A 24,913-nucleotide genomic window follows, 5' to 3' on the forward strand; every position below is an offset into this window, starting at 1 on the left:
CCCCCGGTTCCCTAGACCCGGCCGGTGCGCGGGAAGTCGTACGCCTTGCGCAGGGTGGCCCGGTCCGGGGAGGGGATCTGGTAGGGGGCCTTGACCGCGTCGGAGGTGTTGACGCGGGGGAGCGCGTAGGGGTGCTCGGCGGAGAGCCACGCGATGAGCTGTTCGCGGACCGTGACCCGGACCGTCCAGATGTCGTCCGCGTCCTTCGCGGTCACCAGGGCGCGCACCTCGATGGTGTTCGGGGTCGTGTCGGTCACCACAAGGCCGTAGGCACGGCCGTCCCAGGCGGCGCAGTGGCGCAGGATGTCGCGGAGCTTCTCCCGCATCGCCTCCACCGGCGCGCTGTGGTCGAGGTACCAGAAGACGGTGCCGGTCATCTGCGGGGTGCCGCGCGACCAGTTCTCGAACGGGCGCGAGGTGAAGTACGAGACCGGCATGGTGATCCGGCGCTCGTCCCAGGTCCGTACCGTCAGGAAGGTCAGGGTGATCTCCTCGACGGTGCCCCACTCGCCGTCCACCACCACGGTGTCGCCGATGCGCACCATGTCGCCGAAGGCGATCTGCAGCCCGGCGAACAGGTTGGCCAGCGTCGACTGGGCCGCGACACCGGCCACGATGCCGAGGATGCCGGCCGAGGCCAGCAGCGAGGCACCGGCCGCGCGCATCTCCGGGAACGTCAGCAGCATCGCCGCCACCGCGACCACCCCGACCGTCGCCGACACCACCCGCATGATCAGCGTGACCTGGGTGCGCACCCGGCGCACCCGCGCGGCGTCCCGGTGCATGCGCGCGTAGCGGCTGTACGAGGTCTCCACCACGGCGCCCGCGATACCGATGACGAGCCAGGCGGTCGAGCCGATCAGCACCAGGGTCAGGGTCTGACCGATGCCGACCTGGTGGTCGCGCAGCAGCGGCACCTGCGCGTAGGAGCCTCTGAGCAGGGCGGTGAGCAGGACGAGCTGGTACGGGATGCGGCAACGGCGCAGCAGGTCCCACAGCGGGGTCTCGCCGTGCCGTTCGTCGGCCTTGCGCAGCAGCAGGTCGGTGGCCCAGCCGAGCAGCACGGTGAGCCCGACGGCACCGCCGGCCACGGCCAGGGGCCGGATGACGTTCTCCATGAGGGGGAACGTAACCGCGTGGCGGCGGCATGAACCTGTGTGTTCGGCGCCAGGCTGGGTAGACGGGCCGCGCCGGTAGCGCCCTGACCTGGTGCGGCTGGCACCATGGGGGCATGAACATCATGCTCTTTCACTCGGCCTACGGGCTCACCCCCGCGGTGCGCGACGCGGCGGACCGGCTGCGCGCGGCCGGGCACGAGGTGTGGACGCCGGACCTCTTCGAGGGCCGCACCTTCGACTCGGTCGAGGAAGGCATGGAGTACCAGCAGTCCGTCGGCAAGGAGGAACTGCTCAAGCGGGCGGTGCTGGCCGTCGCGCCCTACTCCGAGCGCGGGCTCGTCTACTCGGGGTTCTCGCTCGGCGCCTCCATCGCGCAGACCCTGGCGCTCGGCGACGACAAGGCGCGCGGGCTGCTGCTCCTCCAGGGCACCTCGGACATCGCGCCGAACGCCTTCGCGGACGAGCTGCCGGTGCAGTTGCACGTGGCCGAGCCGGACCAGTTCGAGACGGACGACTGGCTGAGCGCCTGGTACCTCCAGATGGGCCGCACCGGCGCGGACGTGGAGGTCTACCGCTACCCCGGCGCCGGCCACCTCTACATGGACCGCGACCTGCCCGACTACGACGCCGAGGCCGCCGAGGCCACCTGGCGGGTGGCGCTCGGCTTCCTCGAGAGCCTCTAGCGAGTCTCGAGCGGCTACACCGGCGTGTAGCTCCGCTCGACCTTCTGGGTGCCGCTGCGGGTGCGGTACGAACGCGCCCACGCCGAGGTCGCGTTGGGGTTCGTGCGGTCGGAGACCACGTAGTAGTCCATCTGCGCGCGCTCGGCGGTGATGTCGAGCACGCCGTAGCCGTGGCGGTCGGTGTCGACCCAGTGGACGTGCCGGTTGGCGGCCTGGATGACCGGCGCGGCGACGGCGGAGACGGTGCCCTCGGGGACCTTCACGATGTCGTCGAGGTTGTCCGAGGTGAGTGAGGTGACCACGAACTCGGTGGCCGCCGACGCCGACAGCGGGTAGGTGCCCGCGTCGTAGGGCACGTCGTTGGCCCACGCCATGTGGATGTCACCGGTGAGGAAGACGGTGTTGCCGATGGCGTTGGCGTTGAGGTGGGCCAGGAGTTCGCGCCGGTCGTCGGTGTAGCCGTCCCACTGGTCGGTGTTGACGGCGATGCCCTCCTGCGGCAGCCCGAGCAGCTTCGCCAGCGGCCGGAGCAGATCGGCGGAGAGCGCGCCCACCGCGAACGGCGAGATCATCACCGAGTTGCCGACCAGTCGCCACTTGGTGTCCGACGCCTTCAACCCGGCCTTGAGCCAGTCCAGTTGGGCCCGACCGGTGAGCGTGCGGTCCGGGTCGTCGACCGAGCCGGAGGCGGTCGCCGCCTGCTGGGAGCGGAACGAGCGCAGGTCCAGCAGGGACAGGTCGGCCAGCTTGCCGAAGCGCAGCCTGCGGTAGGTGGTGCCCGCGACGGCCGGGCGGACCGGCATCCACTCGAAGTACGCCTGCTTCGCGGCCGCCTGACGGGCCGCCCACGCGCCCTCGGCGCCCTCGGTGTGGTTGGTCGCGCCGCCCGACCAGGCGTTGTCCGCGAACTCGTGGTCGTCCCAGATGGCGACGACCGGCGCGGCCAGGTGCAGCGCCTGGAGGTCGGGGTCGGTCTTGTAAGTGGCGTGCCGGACGCGGTAGTCGGCCAGGGTGAGGATCTCGTGCGCGGGGGAGTGCGGGCGCACCACGGTGCCCCGGGTGCCGTACTCGCCGGTGCCGTACTCGTAGATGTAGTCGCCCAGGTGCAGCCAGGCGTCCAGGTCGCCGCGGGCCGCGAGGTGGCGGTAGGGGCTGAAGTAGCCCGCCTCCCAGTTGGCGCAGGAGACCACCCCGAAGCGCAAGGAGGGGACGACCGCGTCGGCCGCGGGCGCGGTGCGGGTGCGGGCCACGGGGGACTCGGTGCCGCCGCTGGTGAAGCGGAACCAGTAGTCGGTGCCCGGCTGAAGGCCCCGGATGTCGGCCTTCACCGTGTGGTCGGTGGCCGCCGTGGCCGTGGTGGAGCCGGTGGCGACGACGTCGGTGAACGCCTTGTCGCGGGCCACGACCCAGCCGACCTCGGTGTCCGGGCCTACCCCGGAGCCGGGCAGCGCCTCGGGCACGGGGGTCACCCGGGTCCAGAGCAGGACGCCGTCGGGCAGCGGGTCGCCGGAGGCGACGCCGTGCCGGAAGACGGGGGCCGCGGTGGCGGCGCGGGCCGGGAGCGCGGCGGCGAGCGGCCCGGCCAGGACGGCGCCGGCCGCCGCGGCCTTGACGACCGTACGGCGGCTGGGCGCAAGGGTGTTGCGGGCCGGTACGGCCTCGAGGGATCTGTGGGGTCTGGTCACGGCCGATCAGGTTACTGATCGGTATGCCCGAGGAGCGGGCGAACCCCGAAAGTTCGCCCGCTCTTCACGCGGTACCCGTCAGGGGACGGGGCTCAGCCCTTGAGGGCCTTGGTGATCGCGGTGACGTACTCGCCCTGCGTCATGGGCGCGTTCTGGCCGTCGGAGCCGGTGACCTTCTTGCCGTCCATCAGCAGTGTCGGCGTGCCCTGGAAGTCGTACTTCTTGCCGTCCGTGTTGAACTTGTCGCTCATCACCAGCGCCCACTTGTCGTAGGTGCCGTCCTTCACGGCCTTCTGGAAGGCCGCGTTGCCCTTGAGCGCGGGCACGGTGTCCGCCACCTTGATCAGGTAGTCGTCGCTCTTGAACTTGTCCTCCTGCTCGTCGGGGTGGTACTTCGCCGAGTACAGCGCCGACTTGTACTTGAGGAACGCCTCCGGGCCGACGTTCAGGGCCGCGCCGAGCGCGCTGAGCGCGTTCTTGGAACCCTCGCCCGGGATGTTGTTGTCGATGAAGGTCGCGCCGACGTACTGGATCTTGTACTTGCCGTCCGCGACGTCCTTGTCCACCGTGGCGCCGGACGCCTGCTCGAACTGGGCGCAGACCGGGCAGCGCGGGTCCTCGTACATCGTGAGGGTCTTCTTCGCGGTGTCCTTGCCGATGACGACCGTCGTGCCGTCCTTGCCCGTGGTGTGGGCGGGCTTGACCAGGGTCGCCTTCTCGGCCGCCTCCCAGCCGCTCGGCTTGTTGTTCTGGACGACCGCGTAACCTATGCCGCCCGCGGCGGCGAGCACCGCCACCACCGACAGGCCGACGATCGCCTGCCGCTTCACCTTGTCCCGCTTGGCCTGGCGCTCGCGCTCCTCGCGCAGCCGCTCACGCGCCGCCGTCTTCGCCGCCTGGGTGTTCCGCTTGCTCATGTTGGTGATCTCCATAGGGGGCGCGCACATGCCGTACGCGAGGTACGTGTGCGCGGGATATGTGTGGGGAACGGGGTCGTGCCCGGTGTCGCTCAGGGGTGGGCGAGCGCGAGGGAGCACGGCGGTCCGCGCCGTCCCAGGGAGTGCGCGAGGAGCAGGGCCCGCGCGGCGGCCGGACGCGGCGCCGGGCGGGGCATGCGGCCGGCCGGGGCGGGTCGCGCCGCACCGGCGGCCACCGCCAGCAGCAGCGGCCGGAACGTGGTCGCGGCGACCGCCCGTACCAGCTCCGCCAGGGCCCGCTCGCCCCGGCGCAGCCAGGCGGCGGCCAGCAGCCCCACCCCGAGGTGCGCGGCGAGCAGCAGCCAGGAGGCGGCCGGGTCGGTGTGCGCGAGCAGCGCGCCCGCGCGGTCCGGGTCGCCGGAGACATGGGCCAGCGGGCCGCCCACGGCGCCGCCCCGGCACAGCAGGTCCAGACCCACCGCGTGCAGCGGACCGGTGACCGGGCCGCCGGCCCGGCCGTAGCAGGCGTGCTGGCCGGTGGTGAACACGGTGTCGGCGGCCAGCTCCAGCGGGACCAGCAGGGCCGCGATCGGGCCGAAGCCGCGCTCGCGGCCCGCCAGCGCGTACGCGGCGGTGAACACCCCGGCGGCGACCGCGAGGACGGTCGTCACCGGCAGCGGGGACCGGGACAGCAGCACGTGCGACGCGGTGCTGAGCGTCACGGTGAAGGCCGTGAACAGCGCCGCGCGCACGGCTCTGAGCTGGGTCCCGGATATGTCCATAGCGAGAGGAGAGTGTGTCACGGACCGCTGTGAGACACCCGTAAAGGGGGTGCGGCCGCTACAGGCCGGGAATCCGGCCGTTGCGGAACAGGTCCAGGAACGTCTGGTGGTCGGCGCGGGCCCGGGCGCCATAGGTGTGCGCGAAGTCCACCAGCAGGGGCGCGAAGCCCTCCTCGTCGGCCGCGAGCGCCGCGTCGATGGCCCGCTCGGTGGAGAACGGCACCAGGGACTCGCCCGAGGTGGTCGCGTCCGCCGCCGCGTGCATGGTGGCGGTGGCCCGGCCCAGGTCGGCGACGACGGCCGCGATCTCCTCCGGGTCGTCGATGTCGCCCCAGTCCAGGTCGACCGCGTACGGCGAGATCTCGGCGACCAACTGGCCCGCGCCGTCCAGCTCGGTCCAGCCCAGCCACGGGTCGGCGTGCGCCTGCAGGGCGCGCTGGGAGATCACCGTGCGGTGGCCCTCGTGCTGGAAGTAGCCGGCGATCGCCGGGTCCGTGATGTGCCGGGAGACGGCCGGGGTCTGCGCCTGCTTGATGTAGATCACCACATCGTTCTCCAGCGCGTCCGTCGCCCCCTCCAGCAGGATGTTGTACGAGGGCAGCCCGGCCGAGCCGATACCGATGCCCCGCCGGCCCACGACGTCCTTGACCCGGTACGACTCCGGGCGGGCCAGCGAGGTCTCCGGGAGCGTCTCCAGGTAGCCGTCGAAGGCGGCCAGCACCTTGTACCGGGTGGCCGCGTCCAGCTCGACCGAGCCGCCGCCCGGCGCGAACCGGCGCTCGAAGTCGCGGATCTCCGTCATCGACTCCAGCAGTCCGAACCGGGTCAGTGAGCGGGCGTCGCGCAGCGCGTCCAGCAGCGGGCCCTGGGCGGTGTCCAGGGTGAAGGGCGGCACCTCGTCGTCCTTGGCGCCGGTGGCCAGGGCGCGGATGCGCTCGCGGTAGGCGACCGCGTAGACCGTCACCAGCTCGGTGATCTGCTCGTCGCTGAGCGCCTTCGCGTACCCGATCAGCGCGATGGAGGCGGCGAAGCGCTTGAGGTCCCAGGTGAAGGGGCCGACGTACGCCTCGTCGAAGTCGTTGACGTTGAAGACCAGGCGGCCGTTGGAGTCCATGTAGGTGCCGAAGTTCTCGGCGTGCAGGTCACCGTGCACCCACACCCGCGAGGTGCGCTCGTCCAGGTACGGGCCGCCCCGCTTCTCCGCGTCCAGGTCGTGGTAGAAGAGGCTGGCCGTGCCCCGGTAGAAGGCGAAGGCGCTCGCGGCCATCTTGCGGAACTTCACCCGGAACGCGGCCGGGTCCGCGGCCAGCAGCAGGCCGAAGGCGGTGTCGAAGACGGCGAGGATCTCCTCGCCGCGCTGCTCGTCGCTGAGCTGGGAAACCGACATCGCGGGGTGCCTCCTGGTGCGGGATCGTGCGTGGGCTGAGCGGGGAACACGGGGGGAGCCGTGGCGCCGCGCCCCCCGTCCACAACGGGCGACGCCGCGCCGGAGTGCCCGGTTCCCACCTGAAGGTACGCGGACCGGGCCCGGCGGTGTCAGTACCGGGGCATAGACTTCCTCGCTGTCCCCTTCTTGTTCATCCGGAGGCCGAAACCGTGTCGAAGCCGCCCTTCACGCACCTGCACGTCCACACCCAGTACTCGCTGCTGGACGGTGCCGCGCGGCTCAAGGACATGTTCAACGCCTGCAACGAGATGGGCATGACGCACATCGCCATGTCCGACCACGGCAACCTGCACGGGGCGTACGACTTCTTCCACTCCGCGAAGAAGGCCGGGATCACCCCGATCATCGGGATCGAGGCGTATGTCGCCCCCGAGTCCCGGCGCAACAAGCGGAAGATCCAGTGGGGCCAGCCGCACCAGAAGCGGGACGACGTCTCCGGCTCCGGCGGTTACACCCACAAGACGATGTGGGCGGTGAACAAGACCGGCCTGCACAACATCTTCCGGCTGTCCTCCGACGCGTACGCCGAGGGCTGGCTGCAGAAGTGGCCCCGGATGGACAAGGAGACCATCTCCAAGTGGTCCGAGGGCATCGTCGCCTCCACCGGCTGCCCCTCCGGCGAGGTGCAGACGCGGCTGCGGCTCGGCCAGTTCGACGAGGCCCTCAAGGCCGCCTCCGACTACCAGGACATCTTCGGCAAGGACCGGTACTTCCTGGAGCTGATGGACCACGGCATCGACATCGAGCACCGGGTCCGCGACGGCCTGCTGGAGATCGGCAAGAAGCTCGGCATCCCCCCGCTGGTCACCAACGACTCGCACTACACGTACGCGCACGAGGCCGCCGCCCACGACGCCCTGCTGTGCATCCAGACCGGCAAGAACCTCTCCGAGCCCGGCCGCTTCAAGTTCGACGGCACCGGCTACTACCTGAAGTCCACGGACGAGATGTACGCCATCGACTCCTCCGACGCCTGGCAGGAGGGCTGCGCCAACACCCTCCTGGTGGCCGAGATGGTCGACACCACGGGCATGTTCGAGGCCAAGAACCTCATGCCCAAGTTCGACATCCCCGAGGGCTACACCGAGGTCACCTGGTTCAAGGAGGAGGTCCGCCGGGGCATGGAGCGCCGCTTCCCCGACGGCATCCCCGACGACCGGCAGAAGCAGGCCGAGTACGAGATGGACGTCATCATCTCGATGGGCTTCCCCGGCTACTTCCTCGTGGTCGCCGACTTCATCATGTGGGCCAAGAACAACGGCATCGCGGTCGGCCCCGGCCGAGGCTCCGCGGCCGGTTCGATCGTCGCCTACGCCATGGGCATCACCGACCTCGACCCGATCCCGCACGGCCTGATCTTCGAGCGGTTCCTCAACCCCGAGCGCATCTCGATGCCCGATGTCGATATCGACTTCGACGAGCGCAGGCGCGTCGAGGTGATCCGGTACGTGACCGAGAAGTACGGCGCCGACAAGGTCGCCATGATCGGCACCTACGGCACCATCAAGGCCAAGAACGCGATCAAGGACTCCGCGCGCGTGCTGGGCTACCCGTACGCGATGGGCGACCGGATCACCAAGGCCATGCCCGCCGACGTCCTCGGCAAGGGCATCAACATCGACGGCATCACCAACCCCGAGCACCCCCGTTACTCGGAGGCGGGCGAGGTCCGGTCGATGTACGAGAACGAACCGGACGTGAAGAAGGTCATCGACACCGCGCGCGGTGTGGAGGGCCTGGTCCGGCAGATGGGTGTGCACGCCGCCGGCGTGATCATGTCCAGCGAGACCATCACCGAGCACGTCCCGGTGTGGGTGAGGCACACCGACGGCGTGACCATCACCCAGTGGGACTACCCGAGCTGTGAGTCGCTCGGCCTGCTGAAGATGGACTTCCTGGGCCTGCGCAACCTCACGATCATGGACGACGCCGTCAAGATGGTGAAGGCCAACAAGGGGATCGACATCGATCTCCTGAGCCTCCCGCTCGACGACCCCAAGACCTTCGAACTGCTCCAGCGCGGCGACACCCTGGGCGTCTTCCAGTTCGACGGCGGCCCCATGCGCTCCCTGCTGCGCCTGATGAAGCCGGACAACTTCGAAGACATCTCCGCCGTCTCGGCCCTGTACCGGCCGGGCCCGATGGGCATGAACTCCCACACCAACTACGCCCTGCGCAAGAACGGGCAGCAGGAGATCACGCCGATCCACCCGGAGCTGGAGGAGCCGCTCCGGGAGGTCCTGGACGTCACGCATGGCCTGATCGTGTACCAGGAGCAGGTGCAGAAGGCCGCCCAGATCGTCGCGGGCTACTCGCTCGGCGAGGCCGACATCCTCCGCCGTGTGATGGGCAAGAAGAAGCCCGAGGAACTGGCGAAGAATTTCGTCCTGTTCCAGAAGGGCGCCCGCGACAAGGGCTTCAGCGACGAGGCCATCCAGGCGCTGTGGGACGTGCTGGTGCCGTTCGCCGGATACGCGTTCAACAAGGCGCACTCCGCCGCGTACGGCCTGGTGTCCTACTGGACCGCCTATCTCAAGGCCAACTACCCGGCCGAGTACATGGCCGGACTGCTGACCTCGGTCAAGGACGACAAGGACAAGTCGGCGGTCTACCTCAACGAGTGCCGCCGCATGGGCATCAAGGTGCTCCCGCCGAACGTCAACGAGTCGGAGTCCAACTTCGCCGCCCAGGGCGACGACGTGATCCTCTTCGGCCTCTCCGCCGTGCGCAACGTCGGCACCAACGTGGTCGAGGCGATCATCCGGGGCCGCAAGACCAAGGGGAAGTACCTCTCCTTCCCGGACTACCTCGACAAGGTCGAGGCGGTCGCCTGCAACAAGCGCACCACCGAGTCGCTGATCAAGGCCGGCGCCTTCGACTCGATGAACCACACCCGCAAGGGCCTCACCGCGCAGTACGAGCCGATGATCGACAACGTGGTCGCGGTCAAGCGCAAGGAGGCCGAGGGACAGTTCGACCTCTTCGGCGGCATGGGCGACGAGGGCGGGGACGAGCCCGGCTTCGGACTCGACGTCCAGTTCACCGACGAGGAGTGGGAGAAGACCTATCTTCTCGCCCAGGAGCGGGAGATGCTCGGTCTCTACGTCTCCGACCACCCGCTCTTCGGCCTGGAGCACGTGCTCTCCGACAAGGCCGACGCGGGCATCTCCCAGTTGACCGGCGGCGAGCACTCCGACGGCGCGGTGGTGACCATCGGCGGCATCATCTCCGGCCTCCAGCGCAAGATGACCAAGCAGGGCAACGCCTGGGCCATCGCCACCGTGGAGGACCTCGCGGGCTCCATCGAGTGCATGTTCTTCCCGGCGACCTACCAGCTCGTCTCGACCCAACTGGTCGAGGACGCCGTGGTGTTCGTCAAGGGCCGGCTCGACAAGCGGGAGGACGTGCCCCGGCTGGTCGCCATGGAGCTCCAGGTCCCCGACCTGTCCAACGCGGGCACCAACGCCCCCGTGGTGCTCACCATCCCGGCGGTCCGGGTCACCCCGCCGATGATCAGCCGCCTCGGCGAGATCCTCACCCACCACAAGGGCGACAGCGAGGTCCGCATCAAGCTCCAGGGCCCGCACAAGACGACCGTGCTCCGCCTGGACCGGCACCGGGTCAAGCCCGACCCCGCGCTCTACGGCGACCTGAAGGTCCTGCTCGGCCCGTCCTGCCTGGCCGGCTGAGCCCGGCGGCGCGCGGAGCAGGGCGATACGCAGAGCAAAAGGGGCGCACCCCGCGGAGGTGCGCCCCTTTTCGTATGCCCACTGCCGTGTGCGCAGTGTCGTGTACTCAGGGGCTCAAATGCCCTTGGGCGACACTCAGTTGTGGCCGAAACGCTTGTTCTGCTTGCGGGTGTAGTCCGGCTGGCCGCCCGCGATCGGGGCGGTGGCCTCCTGCGCCTCGGGGGCCTGCTCGCTCGAGCGCTGGGACTGCTCGGCCTGGGAAGCGCGGTTCTTCGGGCCGGTCTGCTTGCGGTTCTTGTTCTTGGCCATGGGGATCTGCCTCCTGAAGGGGGTCTAGGGGCCAGGGCCGAAATTAGATTCACATACGCTGACATCAAGCGCATGTCGGATAATTACCGTGTGTGACAGGGCTGGTGGGGACACCGGCTCCCGAAACGCCACGCCGAAGATCGAGTTCCGGCCGTTAACCCCCGCGCGGTCGGGCAGACTCGAAGGAACGCCGAAGCAATACCTCCCGGAAAGAGGGTGAGTCGCGTGGACCGTTGCATCGTCCTGGTGGACGCCGGGTATCTGCTGGGAGCCGCCGCGAGCCTCCTCGCCGGTGAGCCCTCGCGGTCCCGCATCATCGTCGACCACACCGCGCTCATCCAGGCGCTGCGCGAACGCGCCGAGTCCGAGACCGGCCGCCCGCTGCTGCGTATCTACTGGTTCGACGGCGCCCCCGACCGGGTCCCCCAGCCGGAGCACCGCAGACTCCGCGTGATGCCCCGCGTGACCGTCCGGCTCGGCGCCCTGACCAGAAGCGACGGCCGCTGGGCGCAGAAGGGCGTGGACGCGGCCATGCACGCCGAGCTGACCGAGCTGGCCCGCAACCGCGCCTGCTCCGACATCGTCCTGGTCACCGGCGACGGCGATCTGCTGCCCGGCATGATGGCCGCCAAGGAGCACGGCGTCGCCGTCCACCTGTGGGCCGTCCAGGCCGCCGACGGCGACTACAACCAGTCCGAGGACCTGGTCGCCGAGGCCGACGAACGGCGCGTGCTGGACCGGGCCTGGATCATCAAGGCCGTCCGCGCCAAGGAACTCACCGGCGTCTGCGCCCCGCCCCCGGCGCCGCGTCCCGAGATCGCCGCGATCCTCTCCGCCCCGCTGCCCGAGTCCGCGCCCTCCGACCGGGAGCGCACCGCCGAGGACGACAGCCACCGCCCGGCCGCCACCGCCCCGGAGAACGGCACCCAGGACCGGGCCGCCGCCCACAAGGGCGTCCCCACCCCCAAGGACCTGGCCGCGCTGCGCACCCCCGGCGCCCCGCCCGGCCAGCACCCGGCCAGCGCCACCCTGCGCTGGTCATCCGACAAGGGCTGGGTCGACCGGCCGGGCACCGCCGTCGAGCCGCCGGAGGTCGCCGCCATGCCGACGCTGGCCCAGCTCACCACCGCCGAGCAGCGCTGGGCCGACCGCGAGGAGGACATCACCACGGTCGGCGGCGACCCCTACGAGGTCGGCCAGGTGTTCGCCCGTCGCTGGATGGTCCGGCTCGGCGACCAGGGCCACCTCCAGCGGCTGTCCGCGATGTACCCCCGCATCCCGCACCGCATCGACGGCGAGCTGCTGCGCTACGCGGCCCGCTTCGGCCTGCTCGCCCACAAGGACGACCAGATCGACGAGCACGACCGTTACGCCATCCGGGCGGGGTTCTGGCGGGAGTTCGACGTGCCGGCCGCGGCGGAGAACGCCTCTGCCGGGGAGTGAACGCGCCCTGACCGGCGGATGCCGAGATGAGGTGCCCCAAAGGCGAGTAAAGGGTCCGCACCGCGTAGTCTCGTCCCTCGTGACCACGCGCGCGGGAGAGCCACTCAGGTACGACGACGTCGTACGCGTGCGCGCGCTCAGCAAGACCTATCCGCCCGTCAAGGGACGGCGGGGAGCGGCCGGGGCGCCCGAGGTGCGGGCCACCGACCAGGTGACCCTGGACGTGCGGCACGGCGAGATCTTCGGGCTGCTCGGCCCGAACGGCGCCGGCAAGTCCACCCTGGTCCGCCAGCTCACCGGGTTGCTGCGCCCCGACTCCGGCAGCGTCGAGATCCTCGGCCACGACATCGTGCGCCACCCCGAGCGGGCCGCCCGCATCCTCGCCTACCTCGGCCAGGAGTCCTCCGCGCTGGACGAGCTGACCGTCGCGCTCGCCGCCGAGACCACCGGTCGGCTGCGCGGCCTGGAGGTGCGCGCCGCCCGCGCCGAACGCGATGCCGTACTGGACGAGCTGGGCCTCGCCCCGCTCGCCGGGCGCCCGCTGAAGAAGCTGTCCGGCGGCCAGCGGCGGCTCGCCTGCCTCGCCGCCGCCCTCGTCGGCGCGCGCCCGCTGCTGGTGCTGGACGAGCCGACCACCGGCATGGACCCGGTGGCCCGGCGTGCCGTCTGGGCCGCCGTCGACCGGCGCCGCGCCGAGCACGGCGCGACCGTGCTGCTGGTCACCCACAACGTCATCGAGGCCGAGACCGTCCTCGACCGGGTCGCCGTGCTCGACGAAGGCCGGGTGATCGCCTGCGACACCCCGGCCGGGCTCAAGGAGCGGGTCTCCGGCGAGGTCCGGGTCGAGCTGGTCTGGCGGGAGCGGGCGCCGCTGGACGTGCCCGAGGTCGCCGGCTTGCGCGAGCGGGCCGTGGAGTCCGGGCGCCGCTGGACGCTCCGGCTCGCCCCCGAGGAGGCGCGGGCCGCCGTCGCCACCGTCACCGGCGGGGCCGCCTTCGCCGCGCTGGACGACTTCACCCTCGCCACGCCCAGCCTGGAGGACGTCTACCTCGCCCTCGGCGGGGCGGCCCGGCAGGGGCTGGTGAAGGCGTGAGCGCGGGTCCCGTCGCATCCGTATGGTCCCTGAGGGACGTCTGTCCGGCCGCCGTCGGGAAGAGGAGCAGCGCGTCGTGAGTGTCGTACCCGCCGAGGTCCTGCCGGGCGCCGCGAGGAGCGGGCCGGGCCAGGCGCGGCGCGCGGCCGAGCTGGGGCCGCCCGTGCGGCTGTGGCCGTCGCTGGCCGCCGTCTACCGGGCCCAGTTGTCGCGGGCCCGGGTGGCGCGCATCCCGCTGCTGTTCGTGGCGACCTTCCAGTCGGTCGGTATCGCCGTGATGATGCGGGGCGTCGTGGACAGCGGGCCCGAGGCGCAGGCCGTGGTCGCCGGATCCTCGGTGCTGGTCGTCGCCTACGTGGCGCTGAACCTGCTCTCGCAGTACTTCGGCCAGTTGCGCGCCAGCGGCGGGCTCGACCACTACGCCACGCTGCCCGTGCCGCCCGCCGCCGTGGTGCTGGGCGCGGCGGCCGCGTACGCCTCGTTCACCGTGCCGGGGACGCTGGTCACCGCGATCGTGGGCTGCGCGCTGTTCGGGCTTCCGCTGTCCAACCTGTGGGTGCTGCTGGCGGTGATCCCGCTGGCCGGGGCCGCGCTGTCCGGGCTCGGCGCCGCCTGCGGGCTGCTCGCCCCGCGCCCCGAGCTGGCCACGCTGCTCGGCCAGCTCGGCATGTCGGCGGCGCTGCTGCTCGGCGTGCTGCCCGCCGACCGGATGCCCGGCGTCGTGCGCTTCGCCCGCGACCTGCTGCCCTCGACCTACGGGGTGGAGGCGTACGCGCGCACCTTCGGCCCGGACCCCGACTGGGCGGTGGTCCTCGCTGACCTGGGGGTGTGCGCGGGCGTCGGGGTGATCTCGCTGGCCGTGGCGACCCGTGCGTACCGCAGGGCCGCCGTCCGGTGACGCGGCGCGCGACGCGACCTGGCACGATGTCAGGGTGACCGCACCGCTGACTCCGCCACCGCCGCCGCACGACGACTTCGCGCATCAGCACGGAGGGGGCCGCTCGGGCGGGACACCGGTCGCGGACCCGTACGGACAGGACGGCCCCGGTATGAAGACCGAAGTACGCGAAGCCGTCGTGGTGGCCGTGGCGGTGGCGCTCTCCGGGGTGCTGCTGGGACTGCTGTGGTGGTGGCTGGCCCCGCACGTGCCGCTCGTGGGCGAGGAGACCGACCGGAGCTGGGTGGTCTACCTCAAGGACACCGAAGGCGAGCAGGCGGCCGGGGTGGACGGCACCTTCGCCCTGTTGGGCCTGGCGTTCGGCCTGATCAGCGCGGTCCTGGTGTTCCTGCTGCGGCGGCGCGGAGGTGTGCCGCTGGTGGTGGGCCTCGGCGTCGGCGGGCTGCTCGCCTCGCTGCTGGCCTGGCGGCTCGGGGTCTGGCTGGGCCCGACCTCCGACGTCATCGCGCACGCCAAGGCGGTCGGCGCGGGCGTCACCTTCCCGGCCCCGCTCCGGCTCGGTGCCAAGGGCGCCCTGCTGGCCTGGCCGCTGGGCGCGCTCCTGGTCCATCTGGGCCTGACGGCCCTCTTCGGCCCCCGCGACCCCGACCCGTACGAGCAGGGCCCCTACGGTCACGAGCCGCAGGGCCCGTACGGGACGCCGCCCGCCTGAAGTCAGCCGCGGCCGATGGGCGCCAGGACGGCCTTCGTCAGGGTGGCCAGGTCGGCCGGGGCGAGTTCGACCTCCAGGCCGCGCCGGCCCGCCGAGACGCAGATCGTGGGGTGCGCCCCGGCCGACTCGTCCAGCACGGTGGGGAGCTTCTTGCGCTGGCCCAGCGGGGAGATGCCGCCGCGTACATAGCCGGTGGTGCGCTCGGCGAGCGCGGGGTCGGCCATCGCCGCCCGCTTGCCGCCTACGGCCGCGGCCAGCGCCTTCAGGTCCAGCGTGCCGGAGACCGGGACCACGGCGACGGTCAGGGTGCCGTCCACGTCGGCCACCAGGGTCTTGAAGACACGGTCGGGGGAGACGCCCATCGCCTCGGCCGCCTCCTCGCCGTAGGAGGGGTGGGCGGGGTCGTGCTCGTAGGAGTGGACCGTGTGGCCGACGCCCGCCGCGGTGAGGGCCACCGTGGCGGGCGTGCCGCCCGCCTGCTGCTTCTTGGACTTCTTCGCCATCGCGGGTGCCGGCCTCGGTTCCTTCAGTTCAGACTGGTGCGCGCCCGCGTCAGCTCGAACGCGGGCAGTGACGGCAGACTACGGATGATCGCCGTCTCCGCGCGAAGCAGTTTCAGCTCGTCCCGCAGCCGGGACGCGGTGTCCGGGGCCTGGAGGAGCCGCTGCTTGGTCGGGGTGTCCAGCACCATCGCGGCCGCCACCAGGTAGGAGATCACACTGGGGTCGTCCGGCAGGTCGGAGTCGGCGGAGATGGAGCGCTCATGAGCGCCCGCCAGCCGCTTCTGGTACTGCTGGAAGGAGCGCAGCACCCCCTCGGCGAGTGCGCCCGCCTCGTCGCCGGGCTCCTCCGGCAGCTCCTCCACCTCGGCGGTGAGGAACGACCCCGAGTCGTCCACCGAGAGCAGCCGGACGCGGGTGGTGCCGGTGCACAGCACCTCGAAGGTGCCGTCGGGACGCTCCCGGATGGTCGCGGCGTCCGCCACGCAGGCCACCCGGTGCAGCGCCTTGAGCGGGTCGGGACCGAAGCCGGCCGCCGGGCCCTCCTCGGTGTCGGCGTCGGGGTCCGGCAGGCCCTTGGCGCTCGGCGCCACTTGATGGCCGTCGCGGATCGCCACGACGACGAACCGGCGCGGCTCGTCCTCCGGGGTCTTCAGCAGCTCGCGCATGATGGCGCGATAACGCTCCTCGAAGACGGACAGCGGCAGCACGAGGCCCGGGAACAGCGCCGTGTTCAGCGGGAAGAGAGGCAGGCGGGCGGTGGTCACGACGCCCCAGCCTAATGGTCCGGGGCGTGGGAGCGTCCGCGGCGCCAGCGGCAGTCTCACCGATCCCGGCCCGGCCCGCCCCCGTCGGCCCTCGCCGGGCTCAGACGTGGGCGCGCGGCGGGGCCGGGAGCAGGGCGGCCAGAGCGGCGGGCGGGGCGTCGGTCAGCAGGGCGTCGCGCAGCCGCAGGAAGTGCCCGAGCGGGTCCTCGGACACCCGGCTCCAGGGATACGAGGTGGCGTACGGGCCGATCAGCGCGAGCTGGGTGCGGGCCTCCTCCCAGCGCTCCAGGCGCAGCAGGACGTAGAGCAGCTTGTTGCGGACCTGGGCGAGGCGGGGGTCGGCGGCCGGGAACCGGGCGGAGAGGGCCACCGCGCGGTCGGCCGCCGCGAGCAGCCGGTCGCGGGGCACCTCGGGGCCGCAGGCGTCGGTGAGGTAGCCGAAGGCGGCCCGCAGCGGGAGCGCCTGCACCAGCGAACCGGGCGGGGCGTCCTGGGCGGCCGGCTCGGCGAAGTCGAAGCACTCGCGGTGCGAGCCGTGCCAGAAGGTGGCCAGATAGCGCAGCGCGGCCACATGGCAGCCGTAGTGGTGCGGGGAGCGGCGTACGGCCGCCTCCCACAGCTCCTCGAAGTAGCGGTGGCCCGCGCGGGAGCCGCGCGCGTGGTCCAGCGCGATCCGCCAGGGCACCGGGTCGCGGTCGTCGGCGCGGGCGGCGGCCGTGATCAGCGGGCTGGCCTCGCGCAGCAGCTCGGCGCGGCCGGGCGAGGGCCAGGCGCGGTCCACGGCCAACTGGGCGCCGACGAGCAGGACGCCGGGGTCGCCGGGGTCGGCCGCGCGCCACGCCTCGAACCACTCGGGGCGGGAGCGGGCGAAGGCGGCGAGCCGGGTGGCGTAGGCGTCGCGCTCCTCCCACTGGGCCGCCGCGCGGGTGGCCGCGAGCAGGGCGGCGGCGACTGTGAACTCGCCCTGCCCGGCCGAGACCAGGGCGGGGGAGAGGCGGTCGTCGGGCGCGTCGAGGATGACGTCGTCGGCCGGTGCGGGGGAGTCCGGGCGCGAGGCGCGTCGTGTCTTCCGGGTGGGGCGGAGGAACGCCGGCAGCAGAACCATGGTGCCGACCATTGAAAGTCCGCAGGTCGGGCCCGCGCCAGAGGGTCGGGACAAGTTGTGGAAGGTTGTGCCGCCGAGGGTCAAGGAACCGCAAAAAGGTAGCTTTTCCACCATTGTCAGGCCCCTGCCACCAAAAGCGCCGCACGCGCCCCCTGGGCACCCTCGCGTCAGCTCCGCCGCAGCAGCCGCGTCGCCCCCGCCGCCACCGCCGTCGCCAGCACCCAGCCCAGGATGATCAGCGCCGCCGCCAGCCACGGCCACGCCCCGCGCAGGCGCCACTGGTCGAGCTGGCCCAGGTCGATCACCGGCAGCAGCAGGTCCAGCGTGAGCAGCGCCGGACTCCACGCCGGATGGTCCTCCGAGTGCGCCGGGGGCGGGTCGGCGTGCGCGAACGTCAGCGTGCCCGCCGCCCACAGCACCGCCAGCCACAGCGCGGCCCGGCCCGGCCGGTACCCGTAGGCGACCGTCCAGTCCTGCGCGTACCCCCACAGCTTGGCCGCCAGCGGCAGCGTCTCGCGGCGTCTGCGGTGCTTGGCCAGCAGTACGTCGCGGGCGTCCTCGTCCTCTCCGGCCGCGCGCAGCACGGCCGCCAGCCGCTCGTACGGCTCCGGGTGGTACTCGGCGGTCGCCGCCGCCACCCAGTCCAGCCGGTGGGCCAGCGGGAAGGGACCGCGCGGTACGAGGTTCTCGTACGCGAAGCCGCCCATCTGGAGGTTCCCCGGCTCCGGCCAACTGCCCACGTGATCCACCAGGTTGACGATCCGGGCACCCGACAGCACCACCCGGCCCGACGGCGGGCGCTCCCCGAGGAAGCGCAGCTCGGGCGTCTGCACCCGGCGCAGCGACAGCTCCTGGTCGTCGGCGAGCACGAACCGCGCCCCCTCCAGGTCCACCGCGTCCCCGAACCGGCCGTCGTCCAGCCGCATCCCGCCCCGGCACTCGAACCGCTGCACCCGCGTACCGCGCGCCGGTGTCGTCCCGGTCAGCAGCGGGCTGCCCACCGCGGCGGGGGTCAGATACAGGGTCCGCTCGACCGTGAGCTGCGGGGCGTTCAGCGCCAGCCGGGCGTACGGGTTGGACAGCCGGGCCCCGCGCAGGCTCAGCGACACCCCGACCTGGGCGCCGCGCAGCCGCAGCTCGCCGTACGACTCCAGCATCTCCGCCTGGAGGTCCTGGCCGACCGTCATGCCGTCCGCCGCGATGGACCGCCCGCTCCGGTCCCGGTGCGCCACCGCCTGGTTCAGCATCAGGTCGGTGCCTATCCGGGCGTCGGTCAGCCGGATGCCGGTACGGAAGCGGCAGCGCGCCAGATGCAGATCGCCCTCGGTGCGCACCCGCGCCGCCTCAAGGCGGGGCACCGCGCAGTCCACCAGGCGCACGGTGGTGAAATGCGCCTCCGGCACCCGGACCTCGTCGTCGAACCGGCAGCCCCGCAGCTCCACGTACGGCGTGACGGTGCCGCCCGCCAGGTCCACCGTGCCGGTGATCCGCACCCCGGTCAGTTTCAGCGAGGAGACCCGGCCCGCGAGCGCGGGCGGCCCGTCCAGCAGCAGCCAGCACACCACCCGTGCCCGCACACTGCGCTCCGGGCCCCAGGGGACGCCGCCGTGCGGATCGTCCACGCCGGGCTCGCCGCTGCTCAGGTCGTACACGCTGCCGTTGCGGAACGCCTGCCACATGCCCGCCTCGGCCGGGGTCAGATCGTCCGGCAGCTCCTGGGCGCCCGGCCCCGCCGCCAGTGCCTCGGTCACCGCGGCTCCTCTCCCGCGAGCCGGCCACGGGCGTCACCGCCCGGCCCGCCGCCCACGTCCGTCCCACACGTCGTTCCCCGGCTCATGCCCGCTGAGTGACAGGTCCGACACACATAGTGAGGGTGAATTCGCGGGTTCCGGCCACGCACTGTGCCACCGGTTGTCCCAGGTTCTGTATCAGCCATTGATACGCGCGGACGGGGCCCGGCGCCGGTCTGAGAGAATTGGGAGTGTGATCTCCCGAATCGATCTGCGCGGCGACGCCCTCCCCGAGGGCCCCGCCCTGCGCGACCTGCTACCCCGAGCCGACTTCGACGTCTCGGCCGCCCTGGAGAAGGTGCGTCCGATCTGCGAGGCCGTGCATCATCGTGGCGACGCGGCACTGATCGACTTCGCGGAGAAGTTCGACGGAGTACGGCTGGAATCCGTCCGTGTCCCGGCCGAGGCGCTCACCGACGCGCTGGAGGCCCTCGACCCGGCCGTGCGCGCCGCCCTGGAGGAGTCCATCCGCCGGGCCCGCCTGGTCCACCGCGCCCAGCGCCGCACCACCCACACCACCCAGGTCGTCCCCGGCGGCACCGTCACCGAGAAGTGGGTCCCCGTCGACCGGGTCGGGCTGTACGCGCCCGGCGGCCGCTCGGTCTACCCCTCCTCCGTGATCATGAACGTGGTGCCCGCGCAGGAGGCCGGGGTCGAGTCCATCGCGCTCGCCTCGCCCGCGCAGGCCGAGTTCGACGGCCTCCCGCACCCGACCATCCTCGCCGCCTGCGCCCTGCTCGGCGTGGACGAGGTGTACGCGGCCGGCGGCGCCACCGCCGTGGCGATGTTCGCCTACGGCACCGAGTCCTGCCCGCCCGCCAACATGGTCACCGGCCCCGGCAACATCTGGGTCGCCGCCGCCAAGCGCTTCTTCACCGGAAAGATCGGCATCGACGCCGAAGCGGGTCCCACCGAGATCGCCGTCCTCGCCGACGACACCGCCGACCCGGTGCACGTGGCCTCCGACCTGATCAGCCAGGCCGAGCACGACCCGCTGGCCGCCGCCGTCCTCGTCACCGACTCGGTCGCCCTGGCCGACGCGGTGGTGGAGGAGCTGAAGACGCAGGTCGCCGCCACCAAGCACATCGACGACCGGATCGTGCCCGCGCTGAACGGGCAGCAGTCCGCGATCGTCCTCGTGGACGGCGTGGAGGAGGGCCTGCGGGTGGTCGACGCGTACGGCGCCGAGCACCTGGAGATCCAGACCCGCGACGCGGCCGCCGTCGCCGACCGGGTGCGCAACGCGGGCGCGGTCTTCATCGGCCCGTGGGCGCCGGTCTCCCTCGGGGACTACGCCGCCGGGTCCAACCACGTGCTGCCCACCGGCGGCTGCGCCTGCCACTCCTCGGGCCTGTCCGTGCAGTCCTTCCTGCGCGGCATCCACATCGTCGACTACACCGAGGGCGCACTCGCCGAGGTCGCCCACCACGTGGTGACCCTCGCGGAGGCGGAGGACCTGCCCGCGCACGGCGCGGCCGTCAAGGCCCGCTTCGGCTGGAAGGTACCGGGGACCAAGTGACCGGCAACAGCACTCAGTCCCCCTGGGACGAACTCCCCATCCGTGACGAGCTGCGCGGCAAGTCCCCCTACGGCGCGCCCCAGTTGGACGTCCCCGTCCGGCTGAACACCAACGAGAACCCCTACCCCCTGCCGGAGCCGCTGGTCGAGCGGATCGCGGAGCGGGTGCGCGAGGCCGCCCGGAACCTGAACCGCTACCCCGACCGGGACGCGGTCCAGCTCCGCACCGAACTCGCCAAGTACCTCACCACGACCGGCCGCCACCCCCTCGGCGCCCGGAACGTATGGGCGGCCAACGGCTCCAACGAGGTCATCCAGCAGCTCCTCCAGACCTTCGGCGGCCCCGGCCGCACCGCGATCGGCTTCGAGCCGTCGTACTCGATGCACGCGCTGATCGCGCGCGGCACCGGGACCGGCTGGATCTCCGGGCCGCGCGGCGCGGACTTCACCATCGACCTGCCCGCCGCCGAGCGCGCCATCGCCGAGCACCGGCCCGACGTCGTCTTCATCACCACCCCCAACAACCCCACCGGCAACGCCGTCCCGCCGGAGACGGTCCTCGCGCTGTACGAGGCCGCGCAGGCGGCGAAGCCGTCCATGGTGGTCGTGGACGAGGCGTACATCGAGTTCAGCCACGGCGACTCGCTGCTGCCGCTGTTGGAAGGCCGCCCCCACCTGGTGGTCTCGCGCACCATGTCCAAGGCGTTCGGCGCCGCCGGCCTGCGCCTCGGCTACCTGGCCGCCGACCCCGCCGTGGTGGACGCTGTCCAGTTGGTCCGGCTGCCCTACCACCTGAGCGCCATCACCCAGGCGACCGCGCTGGCCGCGCTGGAGCACACCGACACGCTGCTCGGCTACGTCGAGCAGCTCAAGGCCGAGCGGGACCGGCTCGTCGCCGAACTGCGGGCCATCGGCTACGACGTGACCGAGTCCGACGCCAACTTCGTGCAGTTCGGCCGCTTCGAGGACACCCACGGCGCGTGGCAGCGCATCCTCGACCGTGGAGTGCTGGTCCGGGACAACGGCGTGCCCGGATGGCTGCGGGTGTCCGCCGGAACCCCCGAAGAGAACGACGCGTTCCTCGACGCGGTACGGGACCTGAAGAAGGAGCTTGACGCATGAGCCGCACAGGACGCGTGCAGCGCACCACCAAGGAGACCTCGGTCCTCGTCGAGATCGACCTCGACGGCACCGGCAAGACCGACATCGCCACCGGCGTCGGCTTCTACGACCACATGCTCGACCAGCTCGGCCGGCACGGTCTGTTCGACCTCGCCGTGAAGACCGACGGCGACCTGCACATCGACACCCACCACACCATCGAGGACACCGCCCTCGCGCTCGGCGCCGCCTTCAAGCAGGCGCTCGGCGACAAGGTGGGCATCTACCGCTTCGGCAACTGCACGGTCCCGCTGGACGAGTCCCTCGCCCAGGTCACCGTCGACCTCTCCGGCCGCCCCTACCTCGTGCACACCGAGCCCGAGAAGATGGCGCCGATGATCGGCGAGTACGACACCACGATGACCCGGCACATCCTGGAGTCCTTCGTCGCGCAGGCCCAGATCGCGCTGCACGTGCACGTGCCCTACGGGCGCAACGCGCACCACATCGTGGAGTGCCAGTTCAAGGCCCTCGCCCGCGCCCTGCGCTACGCCAGCGAGCGCGACCCGCGCGCGGCCGGCATCCTCCCCTCCACGAAGGGCGCGCTGTAACCCCATGACCGGACTGTCCACCATCCTGATCGTCGTCGGCCTCTTCCTGGTCGGCGGCATCATCTCCTTCGTCAAGCAGAAGATGCCCGCCAGCCTGATCGTGCTGGTCTCCATCGGCGCGGCCATGTGCCTGGTCGCGGGTGTCATGCGGCTGGGGGTGTGGAGTTGAGCGACGTCAAGAAGGTCGTGGTCTTCGACTACGGCTTCGGCAACGTCCGTTCCGCCGAGCGCGCGCTGGCCCGCGTGGGCGCCGACGTGGAGATCACCCGCGACTTCGACAAGGCGATGAACGCCGACGGCCTGCTGGTGCCCGGCGTCGGCGCGTTCGCCGCCTGCATGACCGGCCTGCGCGAGGCCCGCGGCGACTGGGTCGTCGACCGGCGCCTGTCCGGCGGCCGCCCGGTGCTCGGGATCTGCGTCGGCATGCAGATCCTGTTCGCGCGCGGCATCGAGCACGGCGTGGAGGCCGAGGGCCTGGACGAGTGGCCCGGCACGGTCGGCCCGCTCAAGGCCGACGTGGTCCCCCACATGGGCTGGAACACCGTCGACGCCCCGGCCGACTCCCAGCTCTTCGCGGGCATCGACCCCGCCGACCGCTTCTACTTCGTGCACTCCTACGCCGTGCAGGACTGGGACTTCGAGCAGCTCAACGCGGCCATGACCCCGCCCGCGGTGACCTGGTCGACCTACGGCGGGCCGTTCGTGGCCGCCGTGGAGAACGGCGCCCTGTCCGCCACCCAGTTCCACCCCGAGAAGTCCGGCGACGCCGGTGCCCAGCTCCTCACCAACTGGATCGGAACCCTCTAAGACCATGGCCAAGCTCGAACTGCTCCCCGCCGTCGACGTCCGCGACGGCCAGGCCGTACGCCTCGTGCACGGCGAGTCCGGCACCGAGACCTCCTACGGCTCCCCGCGGGAGGCGGCCCTCGCCTGGCAGCGCGCGGGCGCCGAGTGGCTGCATCTGGTCGACCTGGACGCCGCGTTCGGCACCGGTGACAACCGGGCCCTGATCGCGGAGGTCGCGGGGGCCATGGACATCAAGGTGGAGCTGTCCGGCGGTATCCGCGACGACGACACCCTCGCCGCCGCCCTCGCCACCGGCTGCACCCGCGTCAACCTCGGCACCGCCGCCCTGGAGACCCCCGAGTGGGTCGCCAAGGTCATCGCCGAGCACGGCGACAAGATCGCCGTCGGACTCGACGTACGCGGCACCACCCTGCGCGGCCGCGGCTGGACCCGCGACGGCGGCGACCTCTACGAGACGCTCGCCCGCCTCGACAAGGAGGGCTGCGCCCGCTACGTCGTCACCGACATCGCCAAGGACGGCACTCTCCAGGGCCCCAACCTGGAGCTGCTGAAGAACGTCTGCGCGGCCACCGACCGCCCGGTCGTCGCCTCCGGCGGCGTCTCCTCGCTGGACGACCTGCGCGCCATCGCCGAGCTCGTGCCGCTCGGCGTCGAGGGCTCCATCGTCGGCAAGGCGCTGTACGCCGAGGCGTTCACGCTGGAAGAGGCCCTCGCGGCGGTGTCCCGGTGAGCGACGTACGCCGGATCGGCTCGGGCGCGCCCTGGGAGGACCAGTTCGGCTACTCCCGCGCCGTCGAGCTGCCCAACGGTCTGGTGCTGGTCTCCGGCTGCACCTCCATCGTGGACGGGCAGATCGCCGGGGGCGGCCCGTACGAGCAGGCCGTCAACGCCTTCGGCGTCGCCCTGGACGCGCTGGCGCAGGTGGGTCTCGGCCGCGACGATGTGGTGCGCACCCGTATGTACATCACCCACGCACGGGACGTGGACGATGTGGGGCGCGCCCACAAGGAGCTGTTCGACACCGTCCGGCCCGCCGCATCCATGATCATCGTCTCCGGTTTCGTGGACCCCAGCCTGGTCGTCGAGATCGAGGTGGAGGCGTTCCGAGGAGTGTCCTCATGACCCTGGCCGTACGAGTGATCCCCTGCCTGGACGTGGACAACGGCCGGGTCGTCAAGGGTGTCAACTTCCAGAACCTGCGCGACGCGGGCGACCCGGTGGAGATGGCCAAGGTCTACGACGCCGAGGGCGCCGACGAGCTGACCTTCCTGGACATCACCGCCTCCTCCGGCGACCGGGAGACCACCTACGACGTGGTGCGCCGCACCGCCGAGCAGGTCTTCATCCCGCTCACCGTCGGCGGCGGCGTCCGCACCGCCGAGGACGTGGACAAGCTGCTGCGGGCGGGCGCGGACAAGGTGGGCGTCAACACGGCCGCCATTGCCCGGCCCGACCTCATCCGCGAGATCGCCGAGCGGTTCGGCCGCCAGGTGCTGGTCCTCTCGGTGGACGCCCGCCGCACCCCGTCCGGCTCCTTCGAGGTCACCACCCACGGCGGCCGCAAGGGCACCGGCATCGACGCGGTGGAGTGGGCGCACCGGGCCGCCGAGCTGGGCGCGGGCGAGATCCTGCTCAACTCGATGGACGCCGACGGCACCAAGGACGGCTACGACCTCGACATGCTCGCGGCCGTCCGCAAGCACGTCTCCGTCCCGGTCATCGCCTCCGGCGGCGCGGGCGCCCTCTCGCACTTCCCGCCCGCCGTCGACGCGGGCGCGGACGCGGTGCTGGCCGCCTCCGTCTTCCACTTCGGCGACCTCCGTATCGGCGAGGTCAAGCAGACCCTGCGCGAGGCCGGCCACCCGGTCCGCTGACCCCCGCGCGTGATACGAAAGGAAAGTTGCGCAAGAAATATTGTGCAACTTTCCTTTCCTATCT

At 71.9% G+C, this 24,913-nt stretch carries 24 protein-coding genes; 14 read left to right on the top strand and 10 right to left on the bottom strand.

The annotated features are described in order from the left end of the window. Positions 1-11 precede the first annotated feature (11 nt). Entirely contained in the window at positions 12-1,118 is a 1,107-nt protein-coding gene (locus OG448_RS22620; RefSeq protein ID WP_405556377.1) for a mechanosensitive ion channel family protein, read from the bottom strand. 113 nt (positions 1,119-1,231) lie between these two features. On the opposite strand from OG448_RS22620, the gene OG448_RS22625 reads away from it, so the two are divergent. Then, on the top strand, positions 1,232-1,801 hold the full coding sequence (locus OG448_RS22625; protein WP_405556379.1) for a dienelactone hydrolase family protein: 570 nt from the start codon (positions 1,232-1,234) through the stop codon (positions 1,799-1,801). A 14-nt stretch (positions 1,802-1,815) separates the two neighbouring features. Here OG448_RS22625 and OG448_RS22630 read toward each other — a convergent pair whose 3' ends face one another. From OG448_RS22630 to OG448_RS22645, 4 genes are all read right to left on the bottom strand, one after another. After that, positions 1,816-3,486: an alkaline phosphatase D family protein gene (locus tag OG448_RS22630; protein ID WP_405556380.1), complete on the bottom strand. Its 1,671-nt coding sequence runs from the start codon at positions 3,484-3,486 to the stop codon at positions 1,816-1,818. 92 nt (positions 3,487-3,578) lie between these two features. Continuing rightward, entirely contained in the window at positions 3,579-4,403 is an 825-nt protein-coding gene (locus tag OG448_RS22635; protein WP_405556382.1) for a thioredoxin domain-containing protein, read from the bottom strand. 92 nt (positions 4,404-4,495) lie between these two features. Beyond that, complete coding sequence (locus OG448_RS22640) at positions 4,496-5,185, bottom strand: hypothetical protein (protein ID WP_405556384.1); 690 nt, start codon at positions 5,183-5,185, stop codon at positions 4,496-4,498. A 58-nt stretch (positions 5,186-5,243) separates the two neighbouring features. Next, the gene (locus OG448_RS22645) at positions 5,244-6,572 is read right to left on the bottom strand and encodes a DUF2252 domain-containing protein (protein ID WP_405556386.1); all 1,329 of its coding nucleotides are present in this window, start codon (positions 6,570-6,572) and stop codon (positions 5,244-5,246) included. A gap of 209 nt (positions 6,573-6,781) precedes the next feature. Here OG448_RS22645 and dnaE point away from each other — a divergent pair, with 209 nt between their 5' ends. Continuing rightward, positions 6,782-10,321 carry a DNA polymerase III subunit alpha gene (gene dnaE / locus OG448_RS22650; RefSeq protein WP_405556388.1) on the top strand — a complete coding sequence of 1,180 codons (3,540 nt, stop codon included), beginning with the start codon at positions 6,782-6,784 and terminating at the stop codon, positions 10,319-10,321. Positions 10,322-10,456: 135 nt separating this feature from the next. Here dnaE and OG448_RS22655 read toward each other — a convergent pair whose 3' ends face one another. Beyond that, positions 10,457-10,630 (bottom strand): hypothetical protein, encoded by a 174-nt coding sequence (locus OG448_RS22655; RefSeq protein ID WP_405556390.1) that lies wholly within the window; start codon positions 10,628-10,630, stop codon positions 10,457-10,459. Between the two features lie 225 nt (positions 10,631-10,855). On the opposite strand from OG448_RS22655, the gene OG448_RS22660 reads away from it, so the two are divergent. The 4 genes from OG448_RS22660 to OG448_RS22675 all read left to right on the top strand — a co-directional run bounded on the left by OG448_RS22660 (position 10,856) and on the right by OG448_RS22675 (position 14,776). Then, positions 10,856-12,073 (top strand): NYN domain-containing protein, encoded by a 1,218-nt coding sequence (locus OG448_RS22660; protein WP_405556392.1) that lies wholly within the window; start codon positions 10,856-10,858, stop codon positions 12,071-12,073. 79 nt (positions 12,074-12,152) lie between these two features. Further along, entirely contained in the window at positions 12,153-13,166 is a 1,014-nt protein-coding gene (locus OG448_RS22665; RefSeq protein WP_405556394.1) for an ABC transporter ATP-binding protein, read from the top strand. A 76-nt stretch (positions 13,167-13,242) separates the two neighbouring features. Next, positions 13,243-14,064 carry an ABC transporter permease gene (locus OG448_RS22670; RefSeq protein WP_399567239.1) on the top strand — a complete coding sequence of 274 codons (822 nt, stop codon included), beginning with the start codon at positions 13,243-13,245 and terminating at the stop codon, positions 14,062-14,064. Between the two features lie 34 nt (positions 14,065-14,098). Continuing rightward, positions 14,099-14,776: an AAA family ATPase gene (locus tag OG448_RS22675; RefSeq protein WP_405556396.1), complete on the top strand. Its 678-nt coding sequence runs from the start codon at positions 14,099-14,101 to the stop codon at positions 14,774-14,776. A gap of 2 nt (positions 14,777-14,778) precedes the next feature. On the opposite strand, the gene ybaK is transcribed toward OG448_RS22675, so the two are convergent. The 4 genes from ybaK to OG448_RS22695 all read right to left on the bottom strand — a co-directional run bounded on the left by ybaK (position 14,779) and on the right by OG448_RS22695 (position 18,899). Further along, positions 14,779-15,279: a Cys-tRNA(Pro) deacylase gene (gene ybaK, locus OG448_RS22680; protein WP_405556398.1), complete on the bottom strand. Its 501-nt coding sequence runs from the start codon at positions 15,277-15,279 to the stop codon at positions 14,779-14,781. Positions 15,280-15,302: 23 nt separating this feature from the next. Continuing rightward, positions 15,303-16,043: an LON peptidase substrate-binding domain-containing protein gene (locus OG448_RS22685; protein ID WP_405556400.1), complete on the bottom strand. Its 741-nt coding sequence runs from the start codon at positions 16,041-16,043 to the stop codon at positions 15,303-15,305. A 100-nt stretch (positions 16,044-16,143) separates the two neighbouring features. Next, positions 16,144-17,160 carry a hypothetical protein gene (locus OG448_RS22690; RefSeq protein WP_405558896.1) on the bottom strand — a complete coding sequence of 339 codons (1,017 nt, stop codon included), beginning with the start codon at positions 17,158-17,160 and terminating at the stop codon, positions 16,144-16,146. Positions 17,161-17,315: 155 nt separating this feature from the next. Beyond that, the gene (locus OG448_RS22695; RefSeq protein ID WP_405556402.1) at positions 17,316-18,899 is read right to left on the bottom strand and encodes an oxidoreductase; all 1,584 of its coding nucleotides are present in this window, start codon (positions 18,897-18,899) and stop codon (positions 17,316-17,318) included. Between the two features lie 232 nt (positions 18,900-19,131). On the opposite strand from OG448_RS22695, the gene hisD reads away from it, so the two are divergent. From hisD to hisF, 8 genes are read left to right on the top strand one after another with little or no spacing between them, the layout of a single operon-like run. Further along, on the top strand, positions 19,132-20,457 hold the full coding sequence (gene hisD / locus OG448_RS22700; protein ID WP_405556404.1) for a histidinol dehydrogenase: 1,326 nt from the start codon (positions 19,132-19,134) through the stop codon (positions 20,455-20,457). Continuing rightward, on the top strand, positions 20,454-21,578 hold the full coding sequence (locus OG448_RS22705) for a histidinol-phosphate transaminase (protein WP_405556406.1): 1,125 nt from the start codon (positions 20,454-20,456) through the stop codon (positions 21,576-21,578). The genes hisD and OG448_RS22705 overlap by 4 nt, the downstream gene beginning before the upstream one ends. Next, positions 21,575-22,168, top strand: coding sequence for an imidazoleglycerol-phosphate dehydratase HisB (gene hisB, locus OG448_RS22710; protein ID WP_405556408.1), 594 nt, complete (start codon positions 21,575-21,577; stop codon positions 22,166-22,168). The genes OG448_RS22705 and hisB overlap by 4 nt, the downstream gene beginning before the upstream one ends. Before the next feature lie 4 nt (positions 22,169-22,172). Continuing rightward, on the top strand, positions 22,173-22,337 hold the full coding sequence (locus tag OG448_RS22715) for a hypothetical protein (RefSeq protein ID WP_031182916.1): 165 nt from the start codon (positions 22,173-22,175) through the stop codon (positions 22,335-22,337). After that, positions 22,334-22,975 (top strand): imidazole glycerol phosphate synthase subunit HisH, encoded by a 642-nt coding sequence (hisH, locus tag OG448_RS22720; RefSeq protein ID WP_405556410.1) that lies wholly within the window; start codon positions 22,334-22,336, stop codon positions 22,973-22,975. The genes OG448_RS22715 and hisH overlap by 4 nt, the downstream gene beginning before the upstream one ends. A gap of 4 nt (positions 22,976-22,979) precedes the next feature. Further along, positions 22,980-23,705, top strand: coding sequence for a bifunctional 1-(5-phosphoribosyl)-5-((5-phosphoribosylamino)methylideneamino)imidazole-4-carboxamide isomerase/phosphoribosylanthranilate isomerase PriA (gene priA / locus OG448_RS22725; protein ID WP_405556412.1), 726 nt, complete (start codon positions 22,980-22,982; stop codon positions 23,703-23,705). Beyond that, positions 23,702-24,097, top strand: a complete 396-nt coding sequence (locus tag OG448_RS22730; protein WP_399567223.1) for a RidA family protein — start codon at positions 23,702-23,704, stop codon at positions 24,095-24,097. The genes priA and OG448_RS22730 overlap by 4 nt, the downstream gene beginning before the upstream one ends. Beyond that, positions 24,094-24,849: an imidazole glycerol phosphate synthase subunit HisF gene (hisF, locus tag OG448_RS22735; RefSeq protein ID WP_405556414.1), complete on the top strand. Its 756-nt coding sequence runs from the start codon at positions 24,094-24,096 to the stop codon at positions 24,847-24,849. The genes OG448_RS22730 and hisF overlap by 4 nt, the downstream gene beginning before the upstream one ends. Positions 24,850-24,913: the final 64 nt, after the last annotated feature.

It is taken from the genome of Streptomyces sp. NBC_01171 (assembly GCF_045039805.1).
In the GTDB taxonomy this organism is placed as follows: domain Bacteria; phylum Actinomycetota; class Actinomycetes; order Streptomycetales; family Streptomycetaceae; genus Streptomyces.

Bases quoted from the DNA above. Each gene is read 5' to 3' on its own strand.
- OG448_RS22690 (WP_405558896.1), bottom strand. From the start codon at position 17,160: ATGGTCGGCACCATGGTTCTGCTGCCGGCGTTCCTCCGCCCCACCCGG.
- hisB (WP_405556408.1), top strand. From the start codon at position 21,575: ATGAGCCGCACAGGACGCGTGCAGCGCACCACCAAGGAGACCTCGGTC.
- hisF (WP_405556414.1), top strand. From the start codon at position 24,094: ATGACCCTGGCCGTACGAGTGATCCCCTGCCTGGACGTGGACAACGGC.
- OG448_RS22635 (WP_405556382.1), bottom strand. From the start codon at position 4,403: ATGAGCAAGCGGAACACCCAGGCGGCGAAGACGGCGGCGCGTGAGCGG.
- OG448_RS22655 (WP_405556390.1), bottom strand. From the start codon at position 10,630: ATGGCCAAGAACAAGAACCGCAAGCAGACCGGCCCGAAGAACCGCGCT.
- OG448_RS22715 (WP_031182916.1), top strand. From the start codon at position 22,173: ATGACCGGACTGTCCACCATCCTGATCGTCGTCGGCCTCTTCCTGGTC.
- OG448_RS22620 (WP_405556377.1), bottom strand. From the start codon at position 1,118: ATGGAGAACGTCATCCGGCCCCTGGCCGTGGCCGGCGGTGCCGTCGGG.
- priA (WP_405556412.1), top strand. From the start codon at position 22,980: ATGGCCAAGCTCGAACTGCTCCCCGCCGTCGACGTCCGCGACGGCCAG.
- OG448_RS22625 (WP_405556379.1), top strand. From the start codon at position 1,232: ATGAACATCATGCTCTTTCACTCGGCCTACGGGCTCACCCCCGCGGTG.
- ybaK (WP_405556398.1), bottom strand. From the start codon at position 15,279: ATGGCGAAGAAGTCCAAGAAGCAGCAGGCGGGCGGCACGCCCGCCACG.
- OG448_RS22640 (WP_405556384.1), bottom strand. From the start codon at position 5,185: ATGGACATATCCGGGACCCAGCTCAGAGCCGTGCGCGCGGCGCTGTTC.
- OG448_RS22645 (WP_405556386.1), bottom strand. From the start codon at position 6,572: ATGTCGGTTTCCCAGCTCAGCGACGAGCAGCGCGGCGAGGAGATCCTC.